This window comes from Achromobacter sp. Marseille-Q4954, assembly GCF_943737025.1.
Taxonomy (GTDB): domain Bacteria; phylum Pseudomonadota; class Gammaproteobacteria; order Burkholderiales; family Burkholderiaceae_B; genus Achromobacter; species Achromobacter bronchisepticus_A.
Genome location: NZ_CALSFQ010000002.1, coordinates 1,297,543 through 1,310,089, shown reverse-complemented (window position 1 = coordinate 1,310,089; position 12,547 = coordinate 1,297,543). Strand labels below are relative to the sequence as shown.

The 12,547-nt window shown below is 66.7% G+C and carries 14 protein-coding genes; 11 read left to right on the top strand and 3 right to left on the bottom strand.

From position 1 onward, the window contains the following. The first annotated feature begins 13 nt into the window (after positions 1 to 13). The 11 genes from NGK62_RS24065 (at position 14) to NGK62_RS24015 (ending at position 8,391) form a co-directional block, all read left to right on the top strand. A complete protein-coding gene (locus tag NGK62_RS24065) occupies positions 14 to 1,189 on the top strand; it encodes an ABC transporter substrate-binding protein (RefSeq protein ID WP_059374176.1) in 1,176 nt (391 codons plus the stop codon). Positions 1,190 to 1,208: 19 nt separating this feature from the next. Beyond that, on the top strand, positions 1,209 to 2,129 hold the full coding sequence (locus NGK62_RS24060) for a branched-chain amino acid ABC transporter permease (protein ID WP_059374177.1): 921 nt from the start codon (positions 1,209 to 1,211) through the stop codon (positions 2,127 to 2,129). 28 nt (positions 2,130 to 2,157) lie between these two features. After that, complete coding sequence (locus tag NGK62_RS24055) at positions 2,158 to 3,189, top strand: branched-chain amino acid ABC transporter permease (protein WP_059374463.1); 1,032 nt, start codon at positions 2,158 to 2,160, stop codon at positions 3,187 to 3,189. Beyond that, entirely contained in the window at positions 3,186 to 3,959 is a 774-nt protein-coding gene (locus NGK62_RS24050) for an ABC transporter ATP-binding protein (RefSeq protein ID WP_059374178.1), read from the top strand. The genes NGK62_RS24055 and NGK62_RS24050 overlap by 4 nt, the downstream gene beginning before the upstream one ends. An 11-nt stretch (positions 3,960 to 3,970) precedes the next feature. Next, the gene (locus NGK62_RS24045) at positions 3,971 to 4,669 is read left to right on the top strand and encodes an ABC transporter ATP-binding protein (protein WP_118932987.1); all 699 of its coding nucleotides are present in this window, start codon (positions 3,971 to 3,973) and stop codon (positions 4,667 to 4,669) included. A 1-nt stretch (position 4,670) separates the two neighbouring features. Further along, positions 4,671 to 5,441 (top strand): SDR family NAD(P)-dependent oxidoreductase, encoded by a 771-nt coding sequence (locus NGK62_RS24040; RefSeq protein WP_251880660.1) that lies wholly within the window; start codon positions 4,671 to 4,673, stop codon positions 5,439 to 5,441. Positions 5,442 to 5,530: 89 nt separating this feature from the next. Then, a complete protein-coding gene (gene aac(6'), locus NGK62_RS24035; RefSeq protein WP_251880659.1) occupies positions 5,531 to 5,974 on the top strand; it encodes an aminoglycoside 6'-N-acetyltransferase in 444 nt (147 codons plus the stop codon). Positions 5,975 to 6,072: 98 nt separating this feature from the next. After that, positions 6,073 to 6,324, top strand: a complete 252-nt coding sequence (locus NGK62_RS24030; protein ID WP_251880657.1) for a hypothetical protein — start codon at positions 6,073 to 6,075, stop codon at positions 6,322 to 6,324. A 3-nt stretch (positions 6,325 to 6,327) separates the two neighbouring features. After that, positions 6,328 to 6,996 (top strand): hypothetical protein, encoded by a 669-nt coding sequence (locus NGK62_RS24025; protein WP_251880656.1) that lies wholly within the window; start codon positions 6,328 to 6,330, stop codon positions 6,994 to 6,996. A 68-nt stretch (positions 6,997 to 7,064) separates the two neighbouring features. After that, the gene (locus NGK62_RS24020; RefSeq protein WP_054456511.1) at positions 7,065 to 7,367 is read left to right on the top strand and encodes an ArsR/SmtB family transcription factor; all 303 of its coding nucleotides are present in this window, start codon (positions 7,065 to 7,067) and stop codon (positions 7,365 to 7,367) included. Between the two features lie 61 nt (positions 7,368 to 7,428). After that, positions 7,429 to 8,391 (top strand): zinc-dependent alcohol dehydrogenase family protein, encoded by a 963-nt coding sequence (locus NGK62_RS24015; protein ID WP_251880654.1) that lies wholly within the window; start codon positions 7,429 to 7,431, stop codon positions 8,389 to 8,391. Between the two features lie 16 nt (positions 8,392 to 8,407). Here the strand turns inward: NGK62_RS24015 and NGK62_RS24010 are convergent, their stop codons facing one another. The 3 genes from NGK62_RS24010 to NGK62_RS24000 form a co-directional block, all read right to left on the bottom strand. After that, positions 8,408 to 10,810 carry a TonB-dependent siderophore receptor gene (locus tag NGK62_RS24010; protein ID WP_251880653.1) on the bottom strand — a complete coding sequence of 801 codons (2,403 nt, stop codon included), beginning with the start codon at positions 10,808 to 10,810 and terminating at the stop codon, positions 8,408 to 8,410. Between the two features lie 114 nt (positions 10,811 to 10,924). After that, the gene (locus tag NGK62_RS24005) at positions 10,925 to 11,950 is read right to left on the bottom strand and encodes a FecR domain-containing protein (RefSeq protein ID WP_251880652.1); all 1,026 of its coding nucleotides are present in this window, start codon (positions 11,948 to 11,950) and stop codon (positions 10,925 to 10,927) included. A 34-nt stretch (positions 11,951 to 11,984) separates the two neighbouring features. After that, positions 11,985 to 12,491 (bottom strand): sigma-70 family RNA polymerase sigma factor, encoded by a 507-nt coding sequence (locus tag NGK62_RS24000; RefSeq protein ID WP_059374186.1) that lies wholly within the window; start codon positions 12,489 to 12,491, stop codon positions 11,985 to 11,987. Positions 12,492 to 12,547 lie beyond the last annotated feature (56 nt).

The following is a 12,547-nucleotide window of genomic DNA, read 5'->3' as shown; positions in this document are numbered from 1 at the left end:
AAGGAGACTTAGCATGCAAGCATACGCACGCGGCCTGTCCGCGCTGGCCGCGGTCGCGGCCTTGACCGTGGCCAACGCCGCAATGGCGGACATCCGCATCGGCTTTACCGGGGTGCTGTCCGGCCCCCAGGCGGCATTGGGCCAGGATCAGTACGACGGCCTGATGTTGGGCATCGAGCAGCTGGGCGGCAGCCTGGGCGGCCAGAAGGCCGTGGTGATCCGCGACGACGACCAGCTCAAGCCCGACGTGGGCGCGCAGATCGTGCAGAAGTTCATCGAGAAGGACAAGGTGGACGTGATCGTCGGCCTGGGCTTCTCCAATGTGCTCATGGCCGAACTGCGGCGCATCAAGGAGTCGGGCGTGGTGGCCCTGTCCACCAATGCCGGGCCCGCGCCCATCGCCGGCCGCATGTGCCTGCCCAACCTGTTCGTACTCGGCTGGCAGAACGACAGCATGTCCGAAGCCATGGGCAAGTACGTCAAGGACCAGGGCTACAAGCGCGCCTACCTGATGTCGTCCAACTACCAGGCCGGCAAGGACAAGCTGGCGGGCTTCAAGCGCTTCTATGGCGCCGCGCCCGCCGACGAGATCTACACCCAGCTGGGGCAGCTGGATTATTCGGCCGAGATCTCGCGCATGCAGTCGGCCTCGCCCGACGCGCTGTTCGTGTTTTACACCGGCGGGGTGGGCGTGAACTTCGTGCGCCAGCTGCGCCAGGCCGGCCTGATGGAAAAACTGCCGTTCTTCTCGGAAAGTCTGATCGACTCCAACACGCTGACCGCGCTGAAGGAACAGGCGGTGGGCGCGATCTACGGCACGCCTTGGGCCACCACGCTGGACAACCCGCAGAACCGCAAGTTCGTCGAGGCCTTCAAGGCCAAGTACGGACGCTTGCCGTCGGAATATGCGGTAGGCGGCTATGACGCGGCGTTCCTGCTGGATGCCGCCATCAAGCAGCAGGGCGGCAAGGTCGGCGACAGCAAGGCGCTGGCCGCGGCGGTAAAGGCCGCCGGCGCCAACTTCCCCACGGTGCGCGGCAAGTTCCGCTTCAACAGCAACAACATGCCGGTGCAGGACCTGTATGCCTATCAGGTCGTGAAGGAAGGCGACAGCGTGGGCCTGAAGCAGCTGGCCAAGGTGTTCACCGACCACCAGGACGCCTACGTGGCGGACTGCCCGCTGAAGTAACCGTCCCGGGAGACGCCCCATGAACGGATCCTTGCTGTTGTCGCAGATGCTCAATGGCCTGCAGCTCGGCGCCTTGCTGTTCCTGCTGTCCTCGGGGCTGACCCTGATCTTCGGCATCATGAACTTCATCAACCTGGCGCACGGGTCGCTGTACATGATCGGCGCTTTCCTGGGCGCCACCGCCTACAACGCCAGCGGCTCGTTCGCCTTCGCCATCCTGGCGGCGGTGACGGGCAGCGGCCTGGTGGGCGTGGCGCTGGAACGCCTGATCGCGCGGCCGCTGTACAAGCACGACCACCTGTACCAAGTGCTGGCCACCTTCGGGCTGATGATGTTCTTCAATGAACTGGCTTCCGTCATCTGGGGCAGCCGGCCGTATTACGCCGCCGTGCCGCAGGGGCTGGAAGGTGCCGTCAGCCTGTTCGGCAACGACTATCCGGTGTATCGCCTGATGATCATCGGCGTGGGCGCGCTGGTGGCGGTGGGCGCCTGGTTCCTGATCCAGCGCACGCGCTTCGGCATGCTGATCCGCGCGGGCGCCAGCAACGCGCCCATGGCCAGCGTGCTGGGCGCCAACGTGGACCTGCAGAAGACGCTGCTGTTCCTGCTGGGCGCGGTGCTGGCCGGCGTGGCGGGGGCGTTGGCGGGGCCGATCCTTTCGGTGCAGTCCGGCATGGGCGAGCCGGTGCTGATCCTGGCGCTGGTGGTGATCGTGGTCGGCGGCATCGGCTCGGTGCGCGGCACGCTGGTCGCGGCGCTGCTGATCGCGATGATAGACACGCTGGGCCGGGCCTTCCTGCCCGACCTGCTGCGCGCCGTGTTCGACGCCTCCGTCGCCAACGCGGTCGGGCCGGCCCTGGCTTCCATGCTGATCTACGTGCTGATGGCCGTGGTGCTGGCATTCCGGCCGCAAGGCCTGGTCTTCTCGGCGCGTCGTTGACGCGCGCTTGTACTGGGGTTGGATCATCATGCAAGAACACACATACCGGCGCTGGGCGCTGCCCTTGCTGTTCCTGGTCCTGGCCGGCGTGCCTTTCGTGGCGCAATGGCTGGGCGAACCGTTCTACGTGACGCTGGGCGCGCGCATCCTGATCTATGCGTTGGCCGCGCTGGCGCTGAACCTGGTGCTGGGCTTTGCCGGATTGGTGAGCTTCGGCCACGCCATGTTCCTGGGCCTGGGCTGCTATGCCGTGGGCATCCTCAGCTATTACGGCTTCGGCAACGGCTGGCTGCAACTGGCCGTCTGCATCGCGGTGTGCGCGCTGGTGGCGCTGATCGTCGGCACGGTCTGCCTGCGCACCTCGGGCATAGGCTTCATCATGATTACGCTGGCGTTTGCGCAGATGTTCTATTTCCTGGCGGTCAGCCTGCGCGAGTATGGCGGCGACGACGGCCTGAACATCTACGAAGCCAGTTCCTTCGGCCTGTTCGACCTGGGCGGCAGCCAGCCGGTGTACTGGGCGGCCTGGGCGGTGCTGCTGGTGTCCAGCCTGGCGATGTTGCGCCTGCGCCGCTCGCCCTTCGGCATGATCCTGCGCGCCACCCATGCCAACCCGCGCCGCGTGGACGCGCTGGGCTATTCGGTATTCGGCGTGCGTCTGACGGCCTACGTGGCCTCTGGCGTGCTGACCGGCGTGGCCGGGCTGCTGCTGGCCAACCTGACCGCCTTCGCCTCGCCCAGCTACATGTCCTGGCCGGTGTCGGGCGAGCTCATCGTCATGGTGGTGATAGGCGGGCTGGGCAATGTGCTGGGGCCGATCTTCGGCGCCGTTGCCTATCTGCTGATGGAAGAGGCCTTCAAGAGCATGACGCAGCATTGGATGCTGCTGATGGGGCCGGCGGTGGTGATCATCGCCATGGTGGCCAAGGGCGGCTATGCCAATTCGCTGGCCTGGCTGCGGCGTCCGCCGCCCGCCGCGCCCGCAGCTCAGCCGCCGGCCGCAGGTGAGCAACAGGACCGCCGCCCGCCGGACGCGATCGCCAAGGAGGCTTCGGCATGAGCACGCAAACCGCTGCCGCGCCCGTTGGACTGTCCACGCAGGACCTGGTGCGCCGCTTCGGCGGCCTGAAGGCGACCGACGGCGTGTCGCTGGACGTGGCCCCTGGCGAACTGCACGCGCTGATCGGCCCCAACGGCGCGGGCAAGACGACTTTGATCAACCTGCTGTCGGGCGAGCTGCGGCCCGATGGCGGCGCCGTGCGCCTGGGCGCCTCGGACGTTTCCCGCGCCTCGGTGCAGGAACGCGTGGCGCTGGGCATGCTGCGTTCCTATCAGGTGACCTCGGTGTTCGACAGCTACACGGTGCTGGACAACGCCTGCCTGGCGGCCTTGCGCAAGCGCCGCCGGCGCCTGTCGGGCTGGACCGCCTTGCGCGATTGCGCCGACGTGGTCGACGCCGCGACCGAGGCGCTGCGGGCCTGCAAGCTGGAAGACGTGGCCGAGGCGCAGGTGGACAGCCTGGCCTACGGCCAGCGCCGCCAGCTGGAGATTGCCATGGCCTTGGCGGGCGAGCCGTCGGTGCTGCTGCTGGACGAGCCCATGGCGGGCATGAGCGCGGCCGAAAGCGCCGGCGTGATCGCCTTGCTGCAAAGCCTGAAGGGCCGCTACACCATCGTGCTGGTCGAACACGACATGAACGCCGTGTTTGCGCTGGCCGACCGCATCAGCGTGCTGGTCTACGGCAAAGTCATCGCCACCGGCAGCGCGGACCAGATACGCAACCATCCCGACGTGCGCCGCGCCTATCTGGGCGACGACGCCGACGCATAAGGAGCCCCGCCATGTTGAGCATCAGCGGATTGACGGCGGCCTACGGGCATTGCCAGGCCTTGTTCGGCGTAGACCTGGACGTGGGCCAGGGCGAGGTCGTCGGCCTGATCGGCCGCAACGGCATGGGCCGCAGCACCGTCATCAAATGCCTGTTCGGCCTGCTGCCGGCCAGCCAGGGCAGCATCCGCTACGGCGAACGGTCCCTGCGCGGACTGGCGCCGTACCGCATCGGCCGGCTGGGCCTGTCGCTGGTGCCTGAAGGGCGCCAGATCTTCCCGACCCTGACGGTGGAAGAGAACCTGATCGCCACGGCGATACACCGCGGCGGCGGCCGCGGCTGGACGCTGGAACGCGTGTATGAACTGTTTCCGCGCCTGCACGAACGCCGCGCCAACCTGGGCACGCAACTATCCGGCGGCGAGCAGCAGATGCTGGCGCTGGGCCGGGCGCTGATGACCAACCCCAGCCTCTTGGTGCTGGACGAAGCCACCGAAGGGCTGGCGCCGGTGGTGCGCGCCGAAATCTGGCGCGTGCTGGCCCAATTGAAAGCCGAAGGTTTGTCGATGATCGTGGTGGACAAGAACACCACGGCCTTGCTGCGCCTGTCGGACCGCAACGTCATCCTCGACAAGGGCGTGACGGTGTGGCGCGGCAGCTCGGCGGAATTGTCCCAGCGGCCCGACCTGGTGGCCGCCTACGTAGGAGTCTGAAATGAGATTGCAGGACAAGGTGGCGCTGGTCACCGGCGCGGCCGGGGGCATTGGACTGGCGATCGCGCGGCGCTTCGCGGCCGAGGGCGCATACGTGCTGCTGGCCGACCGCAAGGAGGCCGAACTGATGGCCGCGGCCCGCGCCCTGGGCGATCGCGCCGCCGCGCTGGTGGCCGACGTGACCGACCCTGCCGACGCCCAGAAGCTGGCCGACGAGTGCGTGCGGCGCTGGGGCGGCCTGGACATCTGCGTCTGCAACGCCGGCGTGATCCGCGCGGCGGACTTCCTGGACCTGAAGCTGGAAGACCTGGATGCGGTCATGAACGTCAACGTGCGCGGCACCTTCCTGGTGGCGCAGGCCGCCGCGCGCGCCATGGTGGCGGGCGGACGCGGCAACGGCGCCATCGTGACCCTGTCCTCGATGACGGCGGAACTGGCGATGCCAGACCAGTTGGCATACGGCGCCAGCAAGGGCGCGGTGCGCCAGATGACCAAGTCGATGGCGCTGTCCCTGGCGCCGCACGGCATCCGCGTCAACGCCATCGGCCCCGGCAGCATCGACACCGAGATCCTGGCCACGATCACCAGCAACCCCGAAGCCCGCCGGACCGTGCTGTCGCGCATTCCGATGCAGCGCCTGGGATCGACCGACGAAGTCGCCAAGGTGGCGGTGTTCCTGGCCAGCGATGACGCCAGCTACGTGACCGGGCAGACGGTGTACGCGGATGGCGGCAGGCTGGCGCTGAACTATACGGTGCCGGTGCAGGAGTAGGGGGCGCGTGCCGACGCCGGATGGGTTTCGACAGCGGGCGGGGCAGGGTGATAAATTTTCGGGCGTCACCTGGAAAACGAACCCTGTCCATGAAAACCGCCGCAATTACCTCCTCCCGGGATAACGCCTGGCTCCAACTGCGCATGGCGCTTTGGCCTGACGCGTCAGCTGCCGAGCATCAGGACGATATGGACGATCAGGTCTGCGCGCCGGACCGGTACGTTCAGTTCCTGGTGCGCGCCGACGACGGGCTCGCGATTGGGTTGGCCGAAGCTTCCATCAGGACGGACTACGTCAATGGAACGGACTCCAGTCCGGTGGCGTTCCTGGAAGGCCTGTACGTCATGCCCGAGGCCAGGCGGCAGGGCGCGGCCAGGGTCTTGATTGCTGCCGTCCGGGCATGGGCCAGCGACAGGGGGTGCAAGGAGCTGGCCTCGGATACCGCGCTGGACAATGTCGTAAGCCAGGCCGCGCATGCGCGTCTGGGATTCAGGGAGACGGAGCGGGTCGTCTATTTCAACATGCCGATCTGAGACGCCAACGCGAGCCTCGCATTGCGAGTAAGGTATGGGCTGGAGGCCCTGATTTTCCGGCACCCAGGCCTGTGCCCTTCAGCGGGAACCCGAACACCATGAAGATACTTCGTCCGGCGCTGCGGACCGTTCTTGCCGCAGCCGCATGCACCTTGATCGCCGCTTGCGCGGCCAAACCTCCCCAGCAAACCGAGCTGGACTATCGCAGCCGCTCTCCGTCCACGGGGCAGGGCACGAACAACGCGCCTGGATCCTCGGACCAACGCCTGACCATACAATCCGGCGAAGGCGAGCGCCTGAATCTGCCCTGGTTCGTCCGGGATACGCAGGAATGGATCAACAGCAACTGACACATGACCAAGCCCATGACCATGCGATGGATACTCCTGGCGCTTGCCGCGCTGGCGGTGTCGCCCGCCATCAATGCCCAAACCACTTCCAAGCCTGCCGCCTGGACCCCGCCCGGCCCGACCGCATGCAGCTTCTCCGGCTGGACGACGAACGACAAGCCGGCCATCCAGGTGCGCGCGGCGGCATCCGCTCAGGCGGCGGTGCTGGGCAGCCTGCCGACGACGCGCGGCGACGGCCCCGATCCCGAGATCGACTACTACAGCGTGACCTTCGACGTGACCGAGGCGCGCGACGGCTGGCTCAAGATCAGGAACGCTAGCGACGACAAGACCGGCGACGAACAGAGCAAGCCGCGGCCCGTGTATCGGGGCGAGGGTTGGATCGAAGCCGCGGATGCGCAGGTCGGCATCCAGTCGGCGCGAGGCTACGCCCGGCCGGATGCAGGCAGTGAACGTTTGCTGGACCTGGGCGGCGACTGGCTGACCGAGCGCGCCACGCTGCGCGGCATCGTCGCCTGCCAGGGCGAATGGCTGTTGCTGGACTACGAGCTGCGCAACAGCGACACGTTCGAGCCGCTGGCGCCCAAGGACCGCACGCGCGGGCAGGCGTGGTTTCGCGGCATCTGCTCGTCGTCGGAGACGACTTGCGATATGCGGTCGGTGGACAAGTGAGCAGGCGAGTAGGCGTTCGCGCGAGTCCCATTTATTGACATATCGGGAAATCCCGATATCATGACGGCATGGATCTGCTCGAAATATTCAAAGCCCTCTCCAACCGTACGCGCCTTGAGATCCTCAAAGGATTGAAGGACCCCGCGAAGAACTTCCCGCCGCAGGACGAAGGCGATGTTCACACGGTGGGCGTCTGCGTCAGCAGCATCCAGGAAGGCGTGGGGCTGTCGCAGTCCACGGTGTCTGACTACCTGGCGACGCTGCAACGCGCCGGCCTGGTGGAAGCCAGGCGCATTGGTCAGTGGACCTACTACAAGCGGAACGAAGCAACCATACGCGCTCTTGCCGGGCTCATCGGGAAAGAGCTGTAATTTTTTTGCAGGTAAATATCGGAATTTCCCGATATCCCTATTTTTCGAATCAAGGAAAACCATGAAAGCGATGACACTCCAATCATTCGGCGGCCCGGAGTCGTTCGAACTCCGCGACCTGCCCAAGCCCGTGCCGCAGGCGGGACAAGTCCTGGTCCGGGTACACGCCACCTCGATCAATCCCCTGGATTACCAGGTCCGGCGCGGCGACTATGCCGATCTGGTGCCGCTGCCGGCCATCACCGGGCACGACGTCTCGGGCGTGGTTGAAGCCGTGGGGCCGGGCGTGACGGCTTTCGTTCCTGGCGACGAAGTCTGGTACACCCCGCAAATCTTCGACGGGCCGGGCAGCTATGCCGAGTACCACGTCGCAGCAGAAGGCATCGTCGGCAGGAAGCCGCCCGCGCTCAGCCATCTGGAGGCGGCAAGCCTGAGCCTGGTCGGCGGGACCGCTTGGGAAGCGCTGGTCGTGCGCGCGGGGCTGAGAGTCGGGGAGAGCGTTCTGGTGCACGGCGGCGCGGGCGGCGTCGGCCATGTGGCGATCCAGCTGGCGAAGGCCATCGGAGCTCAGGTGTACACGACCGTGCGCGCAGCCAACGCGGAATTCGCACGCAGCATGGGCGCCGACGGGGTCATCGACTACGAAAAGGAAGACTACGTCGACGCCGTCATGCGCGAGACGGGCGGGCGCGGCGTCGACGTCGTGTTCGACACCATTGGTGGCAATAGCCTGGCGCGCAGCCCCGATGCGCTGGCGCAACTGGGACGGGTCGTCTCGATCGTGGACATCGCCCAGCCGCAAAACCTGATCCAGGCCTGGGGCAAGAATGCGAGCTACCACTTCGTGTTCACGCGGCAGAACCGCGGCAAGCTCGATGAACTGAGCGCGTTGGTTGCGCGCGGCCAACTACGGCCGCACGTGGGCGCGGTCTATGCGCTTGCCGAGATCCCGCTCGCCCATGCGCGGCTGGAGAGTCCCAATCACGGGGTGCGCGGCAAGATTGCGATTGCCGTTGCGCCCTAGGCTTGGGGGCGGCTGCTTACCAGTTGATGCGTGCCGTCAGCGTGATGTTGCGTTCATCGCCATAGAAGCAGGTGCCGGGGCAGGCGGCCACATAGGTCTTGTTGGCCAGGTTCTTCACGTTCAGGGCGAACTGCCACTTGTCCCATTGATAGCGCAGCGCGGCATCGTACGTGGTGTACGACGGCACCGCCAGGTCGTAGATCTCCTGGCGTCCCACGTAGCGCACGCCGACGCCCGCGCTCAGGCCCGGCACGGAAGCAAAGCGGTAGTCCATCCAGAGCGAGGCCATGTTGCGCGGGACCGAAGCGGGCCGCGAGCCTTCATTGCCCAGATTGCTCTTGGTGACGCGGGCATCCGTCGTTGCCAGCGCCGCCACCAGGTCCAGTTGGCGATTCAGGCTGGCGCGGGCCTCGATCTCGGCGCCCTTCGAACGCACTTCGCCGGTCTGCACCAGGAAGCCCGCGTGGGCGGGATCGCTGGTCAGCACATTGCGTTGCGTGATTTCGTAGAGCGCCACGGTGATGGACGCGTCCACGCCCTTGGGTTCGTACTTCAGGCCGATCTCGTGCTGCACGCCCGTGGTCGGTTTGAAGGGATTGGCGTTGAAGTCCAGGCCCGGGGTGGGCTGGAAGGACTTGCTGTAGCTGTAGTAGGGGGCCAGGCCGTTGTCGAACAGGTACATCAGGCCGGCGCGCGGCGTGAAGGCATGGGAGCTCTCTTCACCCGTACCCGGCCTTGTGTCGGTGCGGACCGAATCGTAGCGGCCGCCCAGCAGCACGATCCAGCGGTCCTTGAACTTGATCTGGTCCTGCGCGTAGAAGCCCAGTTGGCGCATGCTGTTTTCGGAATAGTTGGCGGGGCCAAGATTCGGCCGGGCGCCATAGACGGGCTTGTACAGATCGATCGGCGCGATGCTGCCGAACTCCTGGGAACGCGTGAATTCGCTCTTGCTCCAGTCGATTCCGAACAGCAGCGTGTGTTCGACGCTGCCGTGGCGCAGCTTGCCCAGCAGCTGGTTGTCCACGGCGAGTCCCTTGTCTGTGTCGTAACGGGTTATGGCATAGCGATTGCCCAGGGCGGGGGTCGACGGATTCACGCGCGCGCTCACGGCGGCATACTGGTTGTCGGCCTTGTGTTCGTAGGCCAGCAGGTTCTGTTTCACCTGCCAGTCGTCGTTCAACCGGTGTTCGAGCAGGTAGCCCAGGGTCGTGCCCTTGACGACATAGCGGTCGAAGCCGGGTTCGCCGACGAAGCGGGAGCGCGATATGGGGCCGTTGGGATTGGATAGCAGCGTGCCTTCCAGCGGTTTGCCTGAATCGTAGGGGCTGTCGGTCCGGCTGTAGCTGGCCAGGAGCGTGATCAAGGTGGCGTCGCTGATCTGCCACTCCAGCGCGCCGGCAAGCGACCTGCGGTCATTGTTGATGTAATCGATCATGGTGTCGCTGTCGCGCGCCAGTCCAGTGAGGCGGTAGCGCACGTTTCCGTCCTCCGTCACCGGGCCGCCCAGGTCCATGGCGATCTGCTTCTTGTTCCAGCTGCCTGTCTGCAATTCGAATTCGCGCAAGGGTTCCGCCGTGGGGCGCTTGCTGACCAGGTTGATGATGCCGCCCGGCGCGGCCTGGCCGTACAGGATCGAGGCCGGCCCCTTGAGCAGTTCGATGCGCTCGAAGTTGTAAGGCTCGATCGCGCCGCTGAGCGAATTGATGGGGAACTTGGTGCCGTTCAGATACAGCGGGGCCGCGCCCGTGATGTTGAAGCCGCGGACCGTGAAGCGTGTGCCTATGTGCCTGAGCGCTCCGCCTTCCAGCGACATGACGCTGGCGGTGTAGCCCAGCGCCTGGTCGAGCGAGTCCGCAGCCTGCGCGACGACCTGGTCGCGCGGAACCACCGATACGGACTGGGGCGTTTCGTGCAGCGGCGTGTCGGTCTTGGTGGCGGTCGCGCTGCGGTGGGCGACGAATCCCTGCACCGGGCCGGAGGCGGACTCATGGATGCCCGTGACCGTGACCGCGGGCAAGGTCTGCGCGGACTCCTGGCCCGTCTGCCCGCCGGGCAGCGGGCGCAGCACGTAGCCGCCATTCGGCTGCAGGCGGGCCGCCAGTCCGGTGCCCGCCAGCAGCCTGGCCAAGCCCTCGGACGCCTGGAAGCTGCCTTGCAGGCCGGAACTGCGCTTGTCCGCGATATCGCTGGCCGAATAGGACAGCATCAATCCGCTTTCGAGCGCATAGCGGGTCAGCGCGCTTTCCAGCGGGCCGGCGGGGATCGCGTAGGTCCTGGCGCTGGCTTGGGCCAGGACAGGGTGCGTGCCGGCGCTCAAGGCGACGCCCGTTGCCGTGAACCAGAAGGCGCGGCTTGCGGCCAGCGCCAGAGTGCTGCGGGTAAGGAGGCGCGCGGCGCGCCGAGACAGGCGGTAGTCCATGAGAGATACGGTTTCCGGTAGAAAAATGTGGCTTCTATTAGGTTTGCCACTTGAGAATCGGAAACCCCTCACGTTTGCCCAAAAAATCAGGCGGATGTCTTGCGCATCGCGGCGCTAGATCGTGCGCAGGCGCACGGTGACCCAATACCGCGTCATCCGGTCGACTACGATCGGATGAGTCCGGCGCAGCATGTCCAGCACCCGGTCGGTGTCGTCCAGCGGATAGACGCCGGAAACCTTCAGGCGGCCGGCATCGGTATCGCAGGACAGCCGGCCGGGCATGTACCGCGCAAGTTCAGCAATGAAATCGGACAGAGGCATGTCCTGCGCGACCAGCATGCCCACGGACCATGAGGCGTCACGCGGGCTGGAGGGGCGGCTGGGCCCCATCGAGTCTTGGGTGAACGAGGCCTGTTCGCCAGCATGGATAAGGCGCGGCGCGTCCACATCTAGCGCGGGACGGATTTCCACTGTGCCCTCGAACACCGCGACGTGGCTGCGGCCTGGGAACTGGCGCACGCTGTAGCGGGTGCCCAGGGCGCGCACGCGGCCCTGGGCCGTCTCCACGATGAAGGGGCGTCCAGCAGGCGAGACCGGATCGGGAGCGGTGGCGACGAGTATCTGGCCGCGCAGCAGCCGGACCAGGCGCTGCGCGCCATCGAAGCGCACGTCGATGGCGCTTCCGGTGTCCAGGTCGATGCGGCTGGCGTCGGCCAGCGTGATGCCCTGGCGTTCGCCGGTACGCGTGTGATAGTCGGACTGCCAGTCTTGCCAGCCGCGCCACAGGCTGTCGCGCGCCAGCCAGGCGCCGCCGCCGGCGAACAGGGCCAGGGCCAGCGTCTTGACGGCGCGGCGGCGCGCCCGGCCGCCTCGTTCATCATGCGCCAGCGTGCCGCGCACCAGCGGCGTGTTCAATTCCCGCAGTTGCTGGCCGAACATCTCGATGTGCCGCCAGGCGCGCTCATGGTCGGGATGCGCCTGGCGCCAGCGTTGGCAGGCTTCGCGCGTGGCGTTGCTGGCATCGGCGGCTTGCAATGCGACCAGCCATTCCACGGCGCGCAGGCTGACACTCGCGGGCAGCGGCGGGCCGTCCAGCAGGGGAAATGCGGTCGGGCTCGGGTCCGTGGAGGCGATGGGCATGGCGGTGTGGGTCGCGGCCGCGGGAGGGCGGCGATCAGGCGCCGAAAAAACAAAGGTGCGCCGCTTTTGCGATATGGCGCTGCACGGTAGCGAGCGAGACGTTCAGCGTTGCGGCGATGTCCGCCTGCTTCATGCCTTCAAGCTGCGAGAGCAGGAATGCCTGGCGCACCGGCGCGGCCAGCGTATCCAGGCGGCGGTCCAGTTCGATCAGCGTCTCGAGCAGGATGGCGCGCGTCTCGGGGCCAGGCGCTTCCCGCTCCGGCAGGTTGGCCAGGCTGGCCAGATAGGCCTCTTCGATCCTGCGGCGCCGCATGAAATTGGACACCACGCCCTGCGCCACCGTGGTCAGCAGCGCGCGCGGTTCGCGCACCGCGACGGTCTCGCCCCGGACCAGCAGGCGCATGAACGTATCGTGTGCGAGATCGGCCGCGTCAGAGGAATTGCCCAGCCGCCGCCGCAGCCAGCCCTTCAGCCAGCCATGGTGATTCGCGTACAGCACATCGATGCCCTGGGGCGGCACTGCAAACTCGGTCGCGGACATGCGGCCCTCCGGCTCGTCGCGGGCCAGGAGGAAACTGGTGCCCGGAAATAATGAGA